The following is an 18,346-nucleotide window of genomic DNA, read 5'->3' on the forward strand; positions in this document are numbered from 1 at the left end:
TGATTCGATGGTTTTTGAAGTATGTTAATTATTCCTGCAATTGATTTAAAAGATGGTGCCTGTGTTCGTTTGCGTCAGGGTCTAATGGACGATTCTACGGTTTATGGTGATGACCCTGTGCAGATGGCAAGTCGCTGGGTAGAGGCAGGTTGTCGTCGTTTGCATTTAGTCGATTTAAACGGTGCTTTTGATGGCAAGCCCATTAATGGTGAGGCGGTGACGTCAATCGCCCGAGCCTATCCTGATCTACCGATTCAGATTGGCGGCGGTATTCGCAATCTTGAAACCATCGAGCATTATCTTAATGCCGGAGTTAATTATTTAATTATTGGTACCAAGGCCGTTAAGGAGCCCGAGTTTGTGACGGCAGCCTGTAAAGCCTTTCCCGGTCATATTATTGTTGGCCTTGATGCCAAAGACGGTTTGGTCGCCACCGATGGTTGGGCCGAGGTTTCTGATATTAAAGCCACTGAATTAGCCAAGCGGTTTGAGCAAGACGGTGTTGAATCTATTGTTTATACCGATATCAGTCGCGATGGTATGATGCAAGGCGTTAATGTTGAGCAAACCGTGGCCATGGCACAGGCTTCCAGTATTAAAGTCATTGCCTCTGGTGGCGTGACCAATATGGACGATATTAAAGCACTGCAAAAAGTAGCCGGCGAAGGAATTTTGGGTGCCATTACCGGTCGTGCTATTTACGAAGGGACGCTGGATGTTGCTGCGGCACAAACTTATTGTGATCAGACTGAAGGCTTAGCTTAGTTCGGAAATATTATGGCTTTAGCAAAAAGAATTATTCCCTGTCTCGATGTTGATAATGGCCGCGTGGTCAAAGGCGTTAATTTTGTTGATATTCGCGATGCCGGCGATCCGGTAGAAATTGCCAGACGTTATAACGAGCAGGGCGCCGATGAAATTACCTTTTTGGATATTACCGCCACCCATGAAGGGCGTGATACCACTGTGCATACGGTTGAAAAAATTGCCGCGGAAGTGTTTATTCCTTTAACGGTTGGCGGTGGTATTCGCACGGTTGACGATATTCGCATGATGCTTAATGCCGGCGCTGATAAAGTCGGTATCAATTCAGCCGCGATTCACAATCCTGATTTTGTTAAACAGGCCGCTGAGCGTTTTGGTTCGCAGTGTATTGTTGTCGCTATCGATGCCAAGCAAGTCAGTGCAGTGGGTGAACCTTTGCGCTGGGAAATTTTCACTCATGGTGGTCGTAAACCTACCGGTATTGATGCCGTTGAGTGGGCGGTAAACATGGTTGCCAACGGCGCCGGTGAAATTTTGCTAACCAGTATGGATAGAGATGGCACCAAAAACGGATTTGATTTGCCACTTAATAAAGCCGTTAGTGATGCGGTATCGGTGCCGGTTATTGCCTCCGGCGGCGTAGGTGAGCTTCAGCATTTGGTTGATGGAGTAAAGCAGGGTGGTGCCGATGCGGTATTGGCGGCCAGTATCTTTCACTTTGCAGAACACACTGTGCCGGAAGCAAAGCGGTTTATGCAAGCACAGGGCATCGAAGTGAGGCTCTAAGCCTATAGAGCCTTTTGCTGCTGTTCTGCTTTGGTTATCTGTTCGTTAAGGCCAAGAATATGCAGCCCCTTAAGCAGGTTTAACGCTTCATAGAGCTGGTTGTCGTTATTAAATAAATAGTCTTGGCTTTTGTTCTCGCTTTTGTTCTGACGTTTTTTGGCGTTGTTTTCATCGCCATCGGCGCTACTTAGATGTCCCTGTAAATCCGCCTCTGTTACCCGCTCGCGGGTTTTGATGGTTTCAATTTTGGCTCGCTCTACTACGATATCCGGGATAATGCCCTGTGCTTGAATCGAGCGACCATTGGGTGTGAAGTAGCGTGCGGTGGTTAATTTTATCGCGTGTTTTTTCGATAAGGGCACTACCGCTTGCACTGAGCCTTTGCCAAAACTGTCGGTACCCATAATAACTGCGCGGTGATGGTCTTGCAGCGCTCCGGCGACAATTTCCGAGGCTGAGGCCGAGCCACCATTGATCAGTACTACAACCGGAGCACCGTGGGTTAAGTCGCCAGAAGTGGCCGAGTATTCGGAGTGGGAATCACTGAGCCGTCCTTCGGTATAAACAATCAGGCCGTTTTCCAATAGGCTATCGACGACTTCAACGGAGGCTTGCAAGATGCCGCCGGGGTTGTTGCGCAGATCAAGCACCAGACCCTTCATCGGTTTTTCATTTTCTTGTAGTGATTCAATCGCGGTGCGAAATTCGCTACCGGTTTTGCTTTGGAACTGGGCAATACGCACATAGCTAAACCCATCGTCCAATGTTTTGCTACGAACGCTAACCACTTTAATAATGTCGCGGGTAATGGTGACATCAAACGGTTGGCGGATACCTTCGCGAACGATGGTCAGTTCAATATCGCTGCCCTTTTCCCCGCGCATCAGTTTAACGGCTTCACTCAGTGAGATGCCTTTAACCGGTTTGTTATCCAGCTGGATAATCAGATCGCCACTTTCAATGCCGGCTTTTTCGGCAGGGGTATCATCAATCGGTGAAATCACTTTTAGGTAGCCATTTTCCATGCCCACTTCCAGACCCAGGCCGCCAAATTCGCCTGAGGTACTTGCCTGTAGGTCGTCAAAGGATTCGGCATCCAAGTAGCTAGAATGTGGGTCAAGGCCAGAAAGCATGCCACGAATAGCGTTTTCTAATAGCGTTTTATCGTCGATCTCTTCAACATAGCTAAACCGAATATGATTAAACACATCGGCAAAGGTTCTTAATTCATCCAGCGGTAGTTTGCCTTCGTTCTTGGCAGCAGTTTGTTGCGATGCTGGTGCTGGCTCAGTGGTATCGACGTCAGCAGACTCGGCATTAACGCTAAGCGAGCTACCAAGCAATAGGCTGGCTAGTAAGCTAACAGCGGCGTAATGGATAAAAGATGGCTTCATAATCATGCTCATTAAATAGCGTTACTGGTTCTCTACTCATTCTCTGATATTGATTCGATTGTACCTTGCTTTCAAGGGGGTGTGTTAGGCATTACCTGCGGTGATTATACCTGTTTACACCATTTGCGTGGATCTGTTGGCTTGCCGTGGTGGCGGATCTCGAAATACAGCCCCGCCCGTTGTTGGCCACCACTATTGCCCACCGTGGCAATGATATCACCGGGGTTTACCCAATCGCCCATCGCTTTTAGCAGACTTTGGTTATGCGCATATAAGCTCATATAGCCATCGCCGTGGTCAATAATAATTAGCAAACCGGAGCCACGTAACCAATCAGCAAAGACAACGCGACCAGAATGAATAGCCTGCACTTTGCTACCTTCAGCAACGGGAATGGCTAAGCCCTGCCAGTGCAATCCGGAGTTGTTACGCTTCACACCAAAACGATTGCTAGGTTTGCCAGCTACTGGCCAAGATAGTTTGCCTTTTAATTCACCAAAGGGACTGTAGTCACCGGGAATGGTGAGATTGGCGAGGCTTTGTTCAACCGCCGCTAAAATGCGTTCTAATTCGGCGCGATCTTTGGCAGCCTGCTTGAGTTGTTGATCATTATTTTTAATCGCCGAATTGATTTTGGCGAGGTTTTGTTGACGCGACAATTGGCTGGCAAGCAAACTCTGTCGGGCTTTATCGAGTTTTTGTCTGGCGGTGGTGAGTGTTTCTGTCTTTTTAACAATGCGTGACTCTAGCGTATTGAGCTCGCTGATAATATTGAGGTATTGGTTGATTTGCTCGCTGCGGGCCTGATTAAAATAATCATAGTAAGTCAGGGCGCGATGAATTTTATCCGGCTGTTGTTGATTAAGTAGCACTTTGATTTTTTTTTGTTGGCCAAGTTGATAAGCCGCGAGCACTTGTTGCTCAATCAATTTTTTCTGATTTTGTCGAGCGCTATCAAGCTGTTGACGTTTTCCTTGCAGTGATTGCAGTTCAGCTTGCTGCTGCTTTAATTGTTGCTGGGTACTGCGAATTTTCTTTTGTACCGCACCGATCGCTACTTCAGATTTTTGCAAAGCATTCTGCAAGTCTGAACGCTGTGCTTTAAACTCAGCTAGCAGCTTGCGCAGCGATGCCATTTCTTTATTCAGCTGCTGGATTTGTTGTCGGGCTTTAGCTTCATCGTCGGCACTGGTGGTTTGTAGCGGCAGCAACAGTGTCAGCACAACGACGAGAAAAAAGCGCGATAGTGCCGGCTTTTTTCTAAAGGTAAAACGCTGGCCCATTAAGGTTTATCCTGTTGCTAACTATCGGTCGGGATGACTATATCGCAAGTGTAGACTAATTGACGGTGAGCAGTGATTTTCCGGTCATTTCAGCGGGTTGTTCCAAGTTCATTAATGTCAACAAAGTCGGGGCAACATCGGCTAACTTACCACCTTGCTGTTGCATACTAACGGCTTTATTGCCGACATAAATAAACGGCACTAATTCGGTGGTGTGCTGGGTGTGGGCTTGGCCAGAATCATAGTCGAGCATTTGCTCGCAGTTACCGTGGTCAGCGGTGATAAGGCAGTCGCCATCTACGCTGAGTATCGCTTCACTTACTCTGCGGACACTTTCATCAATCGCTTCGGCGGCTTTTAGCGCTGCCTCGTAGCTACCGGTATGACCGACCATATCGCCATTGGCGTAGTTACAGATAATGGTGTCGTACTCGCCGCTGGTAATAGCCGCCACCAGTTTATCGGTCACTTCCGGTGCGCTCATCTCCGGTTGCAGATCATAGGTCGCCACATCGGGGGAGGGGACTAATATTCTATCTTCACCTTTATAAAGCGCTTCTCTGCCACCACTAAAGAAAAAAGTTACGTGGGCATATTTTTCAGTTTCCGCAATCCGCAGTTGTTTTTTGTGATGGATTTCCATTAGCTCGCCAAAACTATTGTTGATATGGGTTGGCGGAAAGGCAATGGCTGCGTCGATATCAGCGGCGTATTCGGTAGTGGTAACAAAGCTGGCCAGTGCAGGTGTTTGGTTGCGGCTAAAACCAGCAAAATCTGTTTCCACAAAGGCGCGGGTAATTTCTCTGGCTCGGTCGGCGCGAAAATTCATAAAGATAACCGAGTCGCCATCATTAATGGTGGCGCTTGGCTGATCATCTGATTGAATCAGGGTGGCGCTGACAAATTCATCGTTTTCGTCGCGCTGGTAAGCGGCGTTTAATCCATCGGTGACATTGTCGAAACGGTAATCGGCTTTGGCTTCGGTTAACATCTCATAGGCTTGCTGAACCCGATCCCAACGGTTATCTCTGTCCATTGCGTAATAGCGACCAATTAAAGAGGCGACACGGCCACAATCATATTCGGCAAATTTATGGCTTATCTGTTGCAGCGATGCCGCTGCGCTTCGGGGTGGGGTATCTCGGCCATCAAGAAAAGCATGCAAATAGACTTTGCGGGCGCCGCGTTTGGCCGCCATATCAATGATCGCCAAAATATGATTTTCATGGCTGTGTACGCCGCCCGGCGATGTCAGGCCAAACAAGTGTATAGCTTTGTCGTTGCTAATCGCCTTATCAATAGCATCTATATAGGTGCGGTTATCGAAAAAGTCGCCATCGGCAATGGCTTTGTCGATACGGCTTATATTCTGGTAAACAATCCGTCCTGCACCCAGGCTCATATGGCCGACTTCGGAGTTGCCCATTTGGCCATCGGGCAGGCCTACACTCATACCTGAGCTGGAAATCAGGGTTTTGGGCTGCTCATTCCACAATCTGTCCCAAGTAGGGGTGTTAGCATTATGGATGGCGTTATCTTCCGGTGCTTCTCGGTGGCCCCAGCCATCCAGAATTAATAAAACAACGGGCTTTTTGCCAGTAGGGTTTGCCATAGCTTTTTCTGTCTTGTTGTACAAATGTTTTAACGGGTGTTAATTCTACCGATTCCGGCGGCAGATCGCTATTGTGGTGCTCGTTACCGGCGATATTCGCACTGTCAACACGGCTAACCGATGTGTATACTTGCGGCCTTAATTGAGTAACTCGGTGCCAAGGGCGCTGGCAAAATTAGTGAGGTAAAGCAGGGCGATGGCTCTATTTTTTGAATTTTTGGCTGAGCAGTGGATAGTCGCTACAGCATTAATGGTCTGCATTGGTCTATTAATCCGCCATGAGTCAGCCAGGGGTGGACCAACCTTAACCCCGCAGCAGCTGATTACCGATGTTAACCAAAAGCAGGCATTGGTTGTTGATTTGCGCGATAGTAAAGAATTTGATCAGGGGCATATTGTCGATGCGATCAATATTCCCCATGCCAAGCTAGCTACCCGAAAGACCGAGCTTAAGTCTTCTAAAGACAAGCCCATTATTCTGGTTTGTAAAATGGGACAGCATTCAGGGGCTGCCGGCAAAACGTTAGTTGCTGACGGTTTTACTCAGGTGTCCCGTCTTAGCGGTGGTATGATGGAGTGGCAAAATATGCAGTTGCCACTAGTCACTAAGTAAGCCAGCCTTCTTATAGAGACCGATCAACAGTAGAAATTATGAGTTCTATATCAGATATTTATCTTTATACCACCCGTCTTTGCCCTTTTTGTTTACAGGCAAAGCAGCTATTAGATGCCAAAGGTTTGGTCTATAGTGAGATTTCAGTTGATGGCAATTCTGAATTGCGTATGGAAATGATAAATCTCAGTGGCCGTCGTACCGTGCCGCAAATTTGGGTCGGTGAAACTCATGTAGGTGGTTGTGATGATTTATGGGCGCTTGAGCGTTCCGGCCAATTAGACAGCCTGATAAAAGCAGAAGGCCTGAATCAGACTGGGTTGAAGCACTAAACCACAAGAATTTTTAAGTAGATATAACGTTGAGGAAAAATCATGGCTGAGAATGAAGCCGCACAACAGCGGTTTGGCATACAGAAAATTTACCTTAAAGATGCGTCTTTAGAAGCTCCGCTAGGTGCGGCCGCCTTTGCCAAAGATTGGCAGCCCAAAATTAATGTTGATATCAATACCAAAAATTCGAAGGTGAGCGATGACAACTTTGAGGTGGTTTTGACGATGACAGTCACTGCCACTCTGGGTGAGCAGACGGCTTTATTGATAGAGGTGCAGCAAGCAGGGCTATTTTTGGCTCAGGGTATAACCGGCGAAGCTTTAAGTCAGACCTTGGGTATTATGGCACCGAATTTATTGTTCCCTTATATTCGCGAAACTATTGATAGTCTGGCGATTAAGGGCGGTTTCCCTACCATTAACTTGCAGCCAATTAACTTTGAGGCGCTATATCGTCAAGCCGCGCAACAGGCGACTCAGCAAGCGGTTAATAAAATGAGTAAAGAAGCTCACTAGCGAGTACTTAATTTAAGCTGCAAAAAACCGCAACGGTTCGGCTGCTGCGGTTTTTTATTGTCCGCCTTTAAAGCCTAGCTGCCGCCAGGCCTCATAAACAAAAATAGCGACACTGTTAGAAAGGTTTAAGCTGCGACTCTGTGCTTGCATTGGCAGGCGCAATAATTGCTCCGCTGACATCTGATTTAAAATCTTATCGGGGATGCCACGGGTTTCCGGTCCAAATACCAACGCGTCACCTTCGACAAAATCGACTTGGGTATGATTTTTTGAGCCCTTGGTGGTACAGGCATAAACCTGCTTTGGTTGAACGGTTTCTATGAACTCGGACAGTGAGGAGTGACTTTTCACCGCCGCCCATTCGGAGTAATCCAGCCCTGCTCTGCGCAGTTTTTTATCATCCATATCAAAGCCTAGTGGCTCGATAAGATGCAGTTGAAAGCCGGTGTTGGCGCACAGGCGAATAATGTTGCCAGTGTTGGGTGGGATTTCGGGTTGGTAGAGCACAATATGTAGCATGGATGGTTAATTTTCCATTGATGGTAGAGCCTATTTTAATATGAAAAATAGACTGGCGCTCTATTTAAATTTAATCGTCTTCGCTGCTGCCATTCATTCTTAGTTCATTCATTTTTCTGGTCAAAGTGTTTCTCCCCCAGCCCAATAGACCGGCTGCATCGCGCTTTCTGCCATGAGTATGTTTTAGCGCTGTTTCAATCATAAGTTTTTCAAAAATAGGCACAGCCGTGTCGAGAATTTTTTTCTTACCCAGACTCAGTTCTTGATCAGCCCAGAGCTGCAAATTATCTTGCCAATTGACACTGTTGCCGATGGTTTCGCCACTACTGGGTATTTGGTTAAGGAGTTCTGGAGGTAAGTCTTCTAAATGAATCTCACGGCCGGCGGCCATAACGGTAATCCAGCGGCAGGTATTTTCCAGTTGTCTGACATTGCCGGCCCAATCGAGTTGGCATAAATAGTCTTCACTGTCTTTGGTGAGAACTTTACATTCACTATCCAATTCTTCAGCTGCTTTATTAAAAAAGAATTGTATTAACCGTGGTATATCTTCCCTGCGATCACGCAGGCTGGGGATATTAATGCGAATAACATTTAAACGGTGAAATAAATCTTCACGGAAGCGGCCATCCTTTACCAGCGTTTCTAGGTTTTGATGGGTTGCCGCAATAATACGCACATCCACTTTAATCGGAATACGTCCACCCACGCGATAAAATTCACCATCTGCCAGTACGCGTAATAAGCGGGTTTGTGTGTCCGATGGCATATCGCCAATTTCATCCAGAAACAAAGTGCCGCCGTTAGCTTGTTCAAAACGACCCTCACGCAGAGCGGTTGCGCCGGTAAAGGCGCCTTTTTCATGACCGAATAATTCTGACTCCATTAATTCTTTTGGAATGGCCGCCATATTCAGCGCAATAAATCTTTCTTTCGATCTGGGGCTATGTTTGTGTAAGGCCTGTGCTACCAGTTCTTTACCGGTGCCGGATTCACCATTAATTAATACGGTAATATTGGAATGCGATAACCGACCAATGGCTCGAAAAACTTCCTGCATGGCAGGTGCTTCGCCGATAATTTCAGTGGAACCGACTTCATCGAATGGCGGTGCTGTGATCACAGCTTCCGCTTTGGCTTTTATTTCGCCGGCATGAGTTAGCGCACGCTCCGTCATGGCGACGGCATCATCGATATCAAAGGGTTTGGGGAGATATTCAAAGGCACCGCCTTGATAAGAGGCCACGGCGCTTTCTAGATCAGAGTGTGCGGTAGTGATAATCACCGGCATATCCGGATGCGACCGATTAATTTTTTCTAGCAATTCCAGGCCGTCCATGCCAGTCATACGGATATCGCTGATAATAGCGTCAGGGTTTTCTGTGGCAAGTTTGCGTAGCAGGCTCTCACTGTTATCAAAGGTTTTTGTTTCGATACCGGATTGATTAAGGGCCTTTTCTAATACCCATCGAATTGAACGGTCATCATCAACAACCCAAACACTATTGTTTGTATTCATTATTTGTTCTCCAGAGCGTTATCCGGCCTGTCCGTACCGATTAAATATTTCATTAAAGTCATTGAGCCGGCAGCGGAATAAAAATAGAAAAAGTGGTATTGCCGGGTTCACTGCTGCACTGAATCAAACCGTGATGGTGATTAATAATTGATTGCGCAATAGACAGTCCAAGGCCAGTGCCGTCTGCGCGGCCACTCACCATCGGCAAGAAAATAGTTTCACGAATTTCTTTGGCAATGCCCGGGCCATTATCTGTAATATCAATACGACAAACCAAACGGTGGCGGTCAGTGCCGATAGTAAATTGTCTAAAGGTACGTGTTGTTAAGGTGATCACTGCATCGGGGCCTAGCTGATCCATCAGTGCCTGCATTGCATTGCGAACAATATTCAGTATCGCTTGAATCAGTCTCTCCTTGTCACCTTCAAGCTCGGGAATACTGGGGTCGTAATCACGAGCGATGCGAATTTGGCCGGCGGTTTCTGCATCCACCAGACTTTTAACCCGCTCAAGTACTTCGTGAATATTGAGCATTTGCAAGTCGAGCAATTTATTCGAGCCCAGCATACTGTCAACCAGATTACCAAGCCGGTCTGCTTCCTCAATAATAATATTGGTGTAATCTTTCAGGTCTTCACTGGGTAGCTCTTTCGCTAACAGTTGTGCTGCGCCGCGCAATCCGCCCAGAGGGTTTTTAATCTCGTGAGCCAGGCCTCTAATTAGCGCCTGTGAGTTTTGTTGTGATGACAGCAAGCCTTCCTCACGACTGATACGCAATAAACGGTCGAGGGGATAAATCTCAATAATCAATGAGGTGGTTACATCGTGTTCGATAACCGGACTTACCGCGCAATCGACGGTGATGGTTTGGCCGTTAGAGAGTAATAAATGTGCCTCGCGTTTGGTAAAGGCGCTGATATTATCGATGGCATCTAGCAAGTTGGCTTGATCATTATTGACTTCGGTAAACAGTTGGCTAATAGGCAGTCCGAGAACTCGGCTACCGCTGACGTCTAACAATGCTTGAGCTGCGGTATTGATATAACTCACAGACAGACTGGTATCGATCTGCAAAATCGCCGTTTGGAGGTTATCCAGTATTTCGGTATGTAGCTTGTCTGGGGCCATGGAAACTCAATAGGCATCGGTTATCGGCGCAAGATAGGGCACCGTAGATTAGAGACAAAAGGCTAAATGCAAAAACCAAACCATATCTTGTGTTATCAGCTGATTACTGCCAAAAGCGCCTGATTATTGGCCGCACGCGCTATTTGTGGGCGTGTTCGGCTAGTTATTGATCGATGATTATAAAGGAAAAAGCACCAAAAAGGTGCACTTAGGTGGGCGATTTGTGTGCGGTATTCAATGTTGGTGCTTTGAGTGGTCCAGATCACAGCAACCACCTGTTCAAGCCAGGGTAGAGCTGAATGCTGGTTAAAGGGCTGATGACAGGCTTCCAGAGGTCGGTCGAGCTATTGCTATGATTGGCCTGATCGCTATTCAACTGTCGTTGGTGCACGCAATAAAAAAGCCCGCATAAAGCGGGCTTTTTAAACTGAAAACTACTGCTGGCTAGTTGTGGTGCAACCTAGCAGGAGTAGTACATATCAAACTCAACAGGGTGAGTGGTCATATTCAGTTTCTCTACTTCTTCAGATTTCAGCGCGATATAAGCATCGATCATGTCGTCATCCATAACACCACCGGCAGTCAAAAACTCACGGTCGGCATCAAGTGCAGCCAGCGCTTGTTCCAAGCTAGAAGCAACCGTTGGGATTGCAGCGGCTTCTTCAGCAGGTAGATCGTACAAATCCTTATCGGCAGCATCGCCAGGGTGGATTTTGTTCTTAATACCGTCAAGACCAGCCATCAACATACAAGCAAACATCAGGTATGGGTTAGCCGTTGGATCGCCGAAACGCACTTCGATACGACGTGCTTTAGGGTTCGGTACGAAAGGAATACGGATAGAGGCAGAGCGGTTGCGTGCTGAGTAAGCCAGCATAACCGGTGCTTCAAAACCAGGAACCAGACGCTTATATGAGTTAGTCGATGCGTTAGCAAAAGCGTTGATGGCGCGAGCGTGCTTGATGATGCCGCCAATGTAGAACAGGGCCGTTTCAGAAAGACCGCCGTAAACATCGCCAGCCATGATGTTTTCGCCATTCAGGCTCAAAGACTGGTGAACGTGCATACCGGAGCCATTGTCGCCCACTAGAGGCTTAGGCATAAATGTTGCTGTTTTGCCGTAGGCATGAGCAACATTGTGAACACAGTATTTGAAGATTTGGATCTCATCGGCTTTTTGTACCGCTGAGTTGGGGCCAACACCAATTTCACACTGTCCGGCAGTACCCACTTCGTGGTGATGTACTTCAACATCAAGACCCATCGCTTCCATGGCATTACACATGGCGCCACGAAGATCATGTAGCGAGTCGACCGGAGGAACGGGGAAGTAACCACCCTTAACACGGGGACGATGGCCGGTGTTGCCATCGGCAAAAGATTTGTTAGAAGACCATGCCGCTTCTTCAGAATTGATTTCGTAGCCGGCACCGCTCATTTCGGCATGCCATTTAACATCGTCAAATACGAAGAATTCTGGCTCTGGGCCAAACATGCAGCTATCGGCAATGCCGGTAGATTTCATGTAGGCTTCAGCGCGCTCGGCAATAGAGCGTGGATCACGGTTGTAGCCTTGCATAGTAGAAGGCTCAACGATATCGCAACGCAGGTTTAATGTGTTGTCGTCAGCAAAGGGGTCGATAACGGCAGTAGCGTCGTCAGGCATTAAAATCATGTCTGATTCGTTGATGCCTTTCCAGCCAGAGATAGACGAGCCGTCAAACATTTTGCCTTCTTCAAAGAAACCGTCATCGATTTCAGTGGCAGGAATAGTGACGTGCTGCTCTTTACCTTTAGTATCGGTGAAACGTAAATCTACCCATTTCACATCGTTTTCTTTGATCATACCCAGAGTATTCTCTGACATTCTCGACTCCTCAATAGTGAATTACTTGTTAAATTTAAAACTACAAAACTGTTTCCTGGCTTTTGTCTTCTTATGAGCAAACGCCATCTATCGTGTGGCTTATAGAAAAGCAATATATATGCCAGCTACACAGGGTGGCTAAGTTATTGAAATAGCAACGTTTTGGTGCAGGCAAGCGACAAGGTGTTGTCGAATATGCACCATTTTGGATCTTATTAATAATTGTGTTCTATTTTGGTGCAACCAGCACAAGAAAGCGACACAGTTTAAACCATAATGGGGCTTCAAGAAACTCCCTATCAATGTTTTCTCCGATAGCTGTCTGAACAGACACAGATGCGTATAATGCCGGCCAAGTAAACCTAGGGACCAGATCCATCCATGCAATTTATTGTTAAATTTTTTCCTGAGATCACTATCAAGAGCCGGCCTGTGCGTAAGCAGTTTGTTAAAACGCTGCGCAACAATCTGCGTACTCTGCTCAAGCCACTCGATCCTGCGGTGTCGGTGCAGAGTGATTGGGACAAAATTCTTGTCAGCTCGCAAAGTAACGATGAAAGCCTGCGCTTGCAAATGGTTGAGGTGCTGTCCTGCACCCCTGGCATCGCGCATTTTCTGGATGTAAAAGAGTTTCCCTATGTTGATATGCACGATGCGTTTGTAAAAACCCAACAACTATGGGGCGATCGTTTGGCAGGGCAAAGTTTTGTCGTGCGTTGTAAGCGGACGGGTAAACATGATTTTAATTCGCATCAGCTGGAACAATATATTGGCGGTGGACTTAACCAGTATTGTGAAACCGGTGGCGTAGATTTGCATAACCCCGATATTACTGTCCGCTTGGAGTTGCGTGACGACAAGTTGTTTATCGTCAATCAGCGTCATAAGGGTTTGGGTGGTTACCCTCTGGGTAGTCTGGATTCTGTTATTAGCTTAATCTCCGGTGGTTTTGATTCTACAGTTTCAACCTACCTCACCATGAAGCGCGGTATGCGCACGCACTTTTGTTTTTTCAATCTCGGCGGTCGAGATCATGAGATTGGTGTCAAAGAAGTCGCTGTTTATTTGTGGATGAAATACGGCGCATCATCCAGAGTAAAATTTATTTCCGTACCGTTTGAAGCTGTTGTAGCAGAAATATTAAAAAATGTGAATGACTCGCAGATGGGCGTCATTCTAAAACGAATGATGTTGCGGGCCGGTGCGCAGGTTGCTGAAAAATTAAGTGTTAAAGCTTTAGTGACGGGGGAGGCGGTGGCGCAGGTTTCAAGCCAAACGCTGACCAATTTAACCGTGATTGATGCCGCCACTGATATGCTGGTATTAAGACCGCTAATCACTATGGATAAAGAAGATATCATTCGCACCTCTCGGCAAATAGGCACCGAAGCCTTTGCTGCGGCTATGCCAGAATATTGTGGTGTCATTTCAGTCAAGCCAACCACGCGGGCTAAACCGTTTAAGATAGAACATGAAGAAAGCAAATTTGATTTTGCGGTATTAGATAAAGCATTAGAGGACGCTGCTTATATCAATATTAATGATATCGCTGAACAAGCCTTAGAGGTGCAGGATGTTGAAGTGCTCAACGTTCCGATTCAAGATGGTGTGATTATCGACCTGCGTCATCCATCCGAAGAAGAGCGAAAGCCTTTAACCATTGCCAACGTCACTGTTCAAAAAATTCCCTTCTATGATTTGCATAGCCGTTTTGCGGAATTGGATAAATCAAAAAGCTATCTGTTGTACTGTGATAAAGGTGTTATGAGTAAACTGCATGCCTCGCATTTGGTGGAGCAGGGTTATAACAATGTCAAAGTCTATCGGCCCTAACGCGATTACTGTGTGACAGGGTTAATCGATAAGTTATAAATTTTATAATGGCCGTTCTCGTTGACCAGCGTTATATTGATATGCCCCTCGGTCAGTTCAAATTTGGCATTGGTTTGATAGTTGATCTTACTGTCCCCCAGCAAAGAAAATACACTGGCTAGTCGCGAAAATTGCAGAGGCTCAAAAGACTGCAGCGCGCCAAACTGTTGATATCTTATTAATAATTGTTCGATCTGTTGGTCAGACGTTGTTTTTCTAGCGGCTGAAGATAAATGCTCTAATAGAGGCTGTTTTTGCCACTGCCCGATATCCATCAATATATCATTGATGGCAGGTCTGGCTTGGTGGTCATAGTACGCTTGCTGCTTGGCGGTATAAAAATAAAGTACGATACACAGTGTTAAAAAAAATAATGTGATAATGCGAAGCTGATGATTGCCCATGCGGTGATGCCTGTTGGTTATTAAAAAAGGATGTGGTCATAACTTTTATATTGTAATAAAACTGCTAGTATTAAGCCCACTATAATTTTAAGGGAGTAAGGAATATGTCTGCATCAAGAGAGCAGTTTGGGTCGCGGTTGGGGTTTATTTTAGCGGCTGCTGGTTCAGCGGTAGGGATTGGTAATCTGGTTGGATTTCCCGTAGCGGCCGCTAAATATGGCGGCGGCGCTTTTCTTTTTATCTATGCGATATTTATCGTGCTGGTTTGTCTGCCGGTGATGATGGCCGAGCTTTCTGTGGGTCGAAGCTCGCAAAAAGATCCATTGGGTAGCTATCACAAGCTTTCTGAAGGCTCTGGGTTGTGGTCTATAGCCGGCTGGCTAGTATTGATTACCCCTTACATGATTGCTGTGTTTTATACCGTGATAACTATCTGGTTATTTGGCTATTTATTTGAGGCGGCAACGGGCAATTTGGCACAGTTAGCAGACCCTGATAATTTTGGTACCTTCATTAACAGTAATAAAGTGTTTATCTATTTTCTTGCCGTTGCCGCGCTGGTTAATTTGATTCTGGTTGGTGGTGTCAAAGACGGCATTGAACGTAGCGCCAAAATTATGATGCCGGCCTTGTTTGTTATGTTGATTGGCCTAGTGATTTTTGTGCTGACACTGGATAACGCTTTTGCAGGCCTTAGCTATTACCTGATTCCCGATTTCAGTAAAATTAATGCCGGCGTTGTTAACAGCGCCTTGTCGCAGGCGTTCTTTTCCCTGTCGCTGGGTATGGGCATTATGATTACCTATGGCTCCTATATGAGCCGTGGAGAAACCATTGCCGGCTCGGCCAAATTTATCGCCTTAACCGATACCGTGGTAGCCTTTTTCGCCGGCTTGCTGATTCTGCCAGCCATCTTTTCGTTTAACCCTAATATCAATACCGCCGAGCTTAGTGATTCCTCGGTGAGTTTGATATTTACTTTCTTGCCCAAAATCTTTCTGGCTTTGCAGGGGTCTATTGGTTACGTCGGGGCGAGTGCCGTTGCCTCGGTATTTTTTATGTTGGTGTTCTTTGCCGCCATAACTTCGTTGGTATCGATTACAGAAGTACCTGTCTCCAGCCTTGTCGGTGAAAAAGGGTATTCTCGTCCTAAAGCGTTGCTGGTATTAACGGTGACCATGGGTCTTATATCCATCGCTTGTATTCTTTCCTTTGGTCGTGTTGAGTGGCTTAGCGGTTTTGTTAGTTATGCCGGCGAGTCAAAGTCGCTGTTTGATGTGATTATCGATGTGTTTTATGAAACGGTATTGCCGCTTAACGGATTGTTACTTTGTTTGTTTGTGAGTTACCGCTGGAAAAAGCATAACTTCCATAAAGAAATGGAAATCTCGGATGCCACTTATCAGGGAAGCTTGCTTGGGCGTTATGTGGATTTCTCGCTTAGCACGTTTATCCCCGTCATTTTATTGTTAATCTTCGTTAATACGGTTGCGCTAAAGTATTTTGGCGTTAGTTTTATCGGCTGATAACATCCACTTCAGGGTAGCGTAATGCTCAGGCTCGAGTGGGCCAGCTCGATAAAAAGCTTGAGCATTGCAGCTAAAAACAAGTGGTCAGGCATGACCGGATCGGCATTTGCCGATATTTCCCCGTTAATACACCGCAAGCTTCTATTATTTCCGCCACCATTACCTCGATTGATGTATAATCCCGCACCTTTTTTGCCCTAGCTACTTTGCTCTAGCTACAATTTATTGACATTCAGGTGCCCAGCAGTGATCGAAAAACTTCGTAATATCGCCATAATTGCCCACGTAGACCATGGTAAAACCACCTTGGTAGATAAACTGCTTGAACAATCAGGCACTCTAGAGCGCAAGGACCAAGGCGCCGAGCGGGTCATGGACTCCAATGATCAGGAAAAAGAGCGGGGCATTACCATTCTGGCCAAAAATACCGCCATCGAATGGAATGGATACCATATCAATATCGTCGATACCCCGGGGCACGCCGATTTTGGTGGTGAAGTAGAGCGGGTATTGTCGATGGTTGATTGTGTCTTGCTATTAGTCGACGCCGTCGATGGCCCTATGCCGCAAACCCGCTTTGTTACCTCCAAGGCGTTTGAGCAGGGCTTGAATCCTATCGTGGTAGTCAACAAAGTTGATCGCCCCGGTGCCCGTCCTGATTGGGTGATGGATCAGGTATTTGATCTTTTTGATCGTCTGGGCGCGACTGACGAGCAGTTGGATTTCCCCATTATCTACGCCTCAGCCCTAAATGGTATTGCCGGTCCGGAAGCTGATGAGCTGGCTGAAGATATGACGCCGTTGTTTGAAATGATTGTCGACAAAGTTAACCCGCCGGCAGTTGATATTGACAGCCCTTTCCAAATGCAAGTGTCGGCCTTGGATTATTCCAGCTATGTCGGGGTTATTGGTGTTGGTCGTATTACTCGCGGTTCTTTAAAGCCCAACCAGCCGGTGATTGTTGCCAGCGCTGATGGCAAAGAGAAAAAAGGCAAGGTGCTAAAAGTGATGGGGCATCTGGGTCTTGAGCGTGTTGAAGTTGAACAAGCTCGAGCCGGTGATATTGTTTGTATTACCGGAATCGACGGCTTGAGTATTTCCGATACCTTGTGTGATCCGGCAGCGGTTGAATCATTGCCGGCGCTGACGGTTGATGAGCCCACTGTCAGCATGACTTTCCAAGTTAATGATTCTCCGTTTGCGGGCAAAGAAGGTAAGTTTGTTACCTCGCGTAATATTATGGAGCGTTTGGAGCAGGAATTAATTCACAATGTTGCATTGCGGGTTGAGCCCGGTGACAGCCCGGATAAATTTAAAGTCTCAGGCCGTGGTGAATTGCATTTATCAGTATTAATCGAAACCATGCGTCGTGAAGGTTTTGAGTTAGGAGTATCGCGTCCGGAAGTTATTCAGCGCGAAGTCGATGGCGAAATCCAAGAGCCTTACGAACAAGTGGTGATTGATGTTGAAGAACAGCATCAGGGTTCCATTATGGAAGAGCTAGGCCTTCGTAAAGCAGAAATGACCAATATGGAGCCCGATGGAAAAGGCCGAGTAAAATTGGAATTTATAATACCTTCGCGTGGTTTGATCGGTTTCCGTTCACAGTTTTTAACCATGACCTCTGGCTCCGGCATTATGACCAGTATTTTTGATCACTATGGCCCGGTTAAAGTAGGCGAGGTGGTTAGTCGCCAAAATGGCGTATTGGTTTCCATGGTCACGGGTAAAACCTTAAGTTACTCGCTGTTTAACTTGCAGGAGCGCGGTCGTTTATTTCTGGGCCATGCGGTTGATATTTACGAAGGTCAAATCGTGGGTCTGCATTCTCGTAGCAATGATCTGGCGGTTAACCCGACTAAAGGCAAACAGCTAACCAATGTGCGAGCCTCGGGCACCGATGAAGCCTTGATATTAACGCCGCCGGTAAAACATACGCTGGAACAGGCTTTGGAATTTATCGAAGATGATGAATTGGTAGAAGTAACGCCAGAAAGCATTCGTTTACGCAAAAAATTACTAACCGAAAATGCGCGTAAGCGGGCTGGCAATGGCAAATAAGAGCTGATTATTTTATTGATATTCAGACAGCTTACAGCTAAATAAAATGAACAGTTGCTGCAACGTTGTTTGCAGCACAGCATCATAATGTAAAAATTGTCTTGCCGTTTTCTCTGCGATATCACAATCGTCATCAGGCAGGACG

At 46.5% G+C, this 18,346-nt stretch carries 16 protein-coding genes; 8 read left to right on the forward strand and 8 right to left on the reverse strand.

Annotated elements, in window-relative coordinates; all coding sequences use genetic code 11:
* Positions 1–21: 21 nt before the first annotated feature.
* Positions 22–765 carry a 1-(5-phosphoribosyl)-5-[(5-phosphoribosylamino)methylideneamino]imidazole-4-carboxamide isomerase gene (gene hisA, locus AACP44_RS01220; protein WP_339338197.1) on the forward strand — a complete coding sequence of 248 codons (744 nt, stop codon included), beginning with the start codon at positions 22–24 and terminating at the stop codon, positions 763–765.
* A 12-nt stretch (positions 766–777) separates the two neighbouring features.
* Positions 778–1,551, forward strand: coding sequence for an imidazole glycerol phosphate synthase subunit HisF (hisF, locus tag AACP44_RS01225; protein ID WP_339338199.1), 774 nt, complete (start codon positions 778–780; stop codon positions 1,549–1,551).
* A 2-nt stretch (positions 1,552–1,553) separates the two neighbouring features.
* Here hisF and AACP44_RS01230 read toward each other — a convergent pair whose 3' ends face one another.
* From AACP44_RS01230 to gpmI, 3 genes are all read right to left on the reverse strand, one after another.
* On the reverse strand, positions 1,554–2,945 hold the full coding sequence (locus tag AACP44_RS01230; protein ID WP_339338201.1) for a S41 family peptidase: 1,392 nt from the start codon (positions 2,943–2,945) through the stop codon (positions 1,554–1,556).
* A gap of 104 nt (positions 2,946–3,049) precedes the next feature.
* Positions 3,050–4,228, reverse strand: a complete 1,179-nt coding sequence (locus AACP44_RS01235; RefSeq protein ID WP_339338203.1) for a peptidoglycan DD-metalloendopeptidase family protein — start codon at positions 4,226–4,228, stop codon at positions 3,050–3,052.
* Positions 4,229–4,283: 55 nt separating this feature from the next.
* Entirely contained in the window at positions 4,284–5,840 is a 1,557-nt protein-coding gene (gene gpmI, locus AACP44_RS01240; RefSeq protein WP_339338205.1) for a 2,3-bisphosphoglycerate-independent phosphoglycerate mutase, read from the reverse strand.
* Between the two features lie 196 nt (positions 5,841–6,036).
* Between gpmI and AACP44_RS01245 the strand changes: the two genes are divergently transcribed.
* From AACP44_RS01245 to secB, 3 genes are read left to right on the forward strand one after another with little or no spacing between them, the layout of a single operon-like run.
* Positions 6,037–6,453 carry a rhodanese-like domain-containing protein gene (locus tag AACP44_RS01245; RefSeq protein WP_339338207.1) on the forward strand — a complete coding sequence of 139 codons (417 nt, stop codon included), beginning with the start codon at positions 6,037–6,039 and terminating at the stop codon, positions 6,451–6,453.
* A gap of 47 nt (positions 6,454–6,500) precedes the next feature.
* Positions 6,501–6,785 (forward strand): glutaredoxin 3, encoded by a 285-nt coding sequence (gene grxC, locus AACP44_RS01250; RefSeq protein WP_339338262.1) that lies wholly within the window; start codon positions 6,501–6,503, stop codon positions 6,783–6,785.
* 42 nt (positions 6,786–6,827) lie between these two features.
* Positions 6,828–7,301, forward strand: coding sequence for a protein-export chaperone SecB (gene secB, locus AACP44_RS01255; RefSeq protein WP_339338209.1), 474 nt, complete (start codon positions 6,828–6,830; stop codon positions 7,299–7,301).
* Positions 7,302–7,355: 54 nt separating this feature from the next.
* Here secB and trmL read toward each other — a convergent pair whose 3' ends face one another.
* From trmL to glnA, 4 genes are all read right to left on the reverse strand, one after another.
* Entirely contained in the window at positions 7,356–7,820 is a 465-nt protein-coding gene (trmL, locus tag AACP44_RS01260; RefSeq protein WP_339338211.1) for a tRNA (uridine(34)/cytosine(34)/5-carboxymethylaminomethyluridine(34)-2'-O)-methyltransferase TrmL, read from the reverse strand.
* A 70-nt stretch (positions 7,821–7,890) separates the two neighbouring features.
* The gene (gene ntrC, locus AACP44_RS01265; protein WP_339338213.1) at positions 7,891–9,339 is read right to left on the reverse strand and encodes a nitrogen regulation protein NR(I); all 1,449 of its coding nucleotides are present in this window, start codon (positions 9,337–9,339) and stop codon (positions 7,891–7,893) included.
* Between the two features lie 58 nt (positions 9,340–9,397).
* A complete protein-coding gene (gene glnL / locus AACP44_RS01270; protein ID WP_339338215.1) occupies positions 9,398–10,468 on the reverse strand; it encodes a nitrogen regulation protein NR(II) in 1,071 nt (356 codons plus the stop codon).
* A 460-nt stretch (positions 10,469–10,928) separates the two neighbouring features.
* Entirely contained in the window at positions 10,929–12,335 is a 1,407-nt protein-coding gene (glnA, locus tag AACP44_RS01275) for a glutamate--ammonia ligase (RefSeq protein ID WP_339338217.1), read from the reverse strand.
* Positions 12,336–12,716: 381 nt separating this feature from the next.
* Here glnA and thiI point away from each other — a divergent pair, with 381 nt between their 5' ends.
* Entirely contained in the window at positions 12,717–14,168 is a 1,452-nt protein-coding gene (gene thiI, locus AACP44_RS01280) for a tRNA uracil 4-sulfurtransferase ThiI (RefSeq protein ID WP_339338219.1), read from the forward strand.
* A gap of 5 nt (positions 14,169–14,173) precedes the next feature.
* Here the strand turns inward: thiI and AACP44_RS01285 are convergent, their stop codons facing one another.
* Positions 14,174–14,611 carry a hypothetical protein gene (locus AACP44_RS01285; protein ID WP_339338221.1) on the reverse strand — a complete coding sequence of 146 codons (438 nt, stop codon included), beginning with the start codon at positions 14,609–14,611 and terminating at the stop codon, positions 14,174–14,176.
* Between the two features lie 104 nt (positions 14,612–14,715).
* On the opposite strand from AACP44_RS01285, the gene AACP44_RS01290 reads away from it, so the two are divergent.
* Together AACP44_RS01290 and typA are read left to right on the forward strand one after the other, a co-directional pair.
* The gene (locus tag AACP44_RS01290) at positions 14,716–16,137 is read left to right on the forward strand and encodes a sodium-dependent transporter (protein WP_339338223.1); all 1,422 of its coding nucleotides are present in this window, start codon (positions 14,716–14,718) and stop codon (positions 16,135–16,137) included.
* Between the two features lie 249 nt (positions 16,138–16,386).
* Positions 16,387–18,201 carry a translational GTPase TypA gene (gene typA / locus AACP44_RS01295; protein WP_339338225.1) on the forward strand — a complete coding sequence of 605 codons (1,815 nt, stop codon included), beginning with the start codon at positions 16,387–16,389 and terminating at the stop codon, positions 18,199–18,201.
* Positions 18,202–18,346: the final 145 nt, after the last annotated feature.

The organism is uncultured Oceanicoccus sp. (genome assembly GCF_963968385.1).
Lineage (GTDB): Bacteria > Pseudomonadota > Gammaproteobacteria > Pseudomonadales > Dasaniaceae > Oceanicoccus.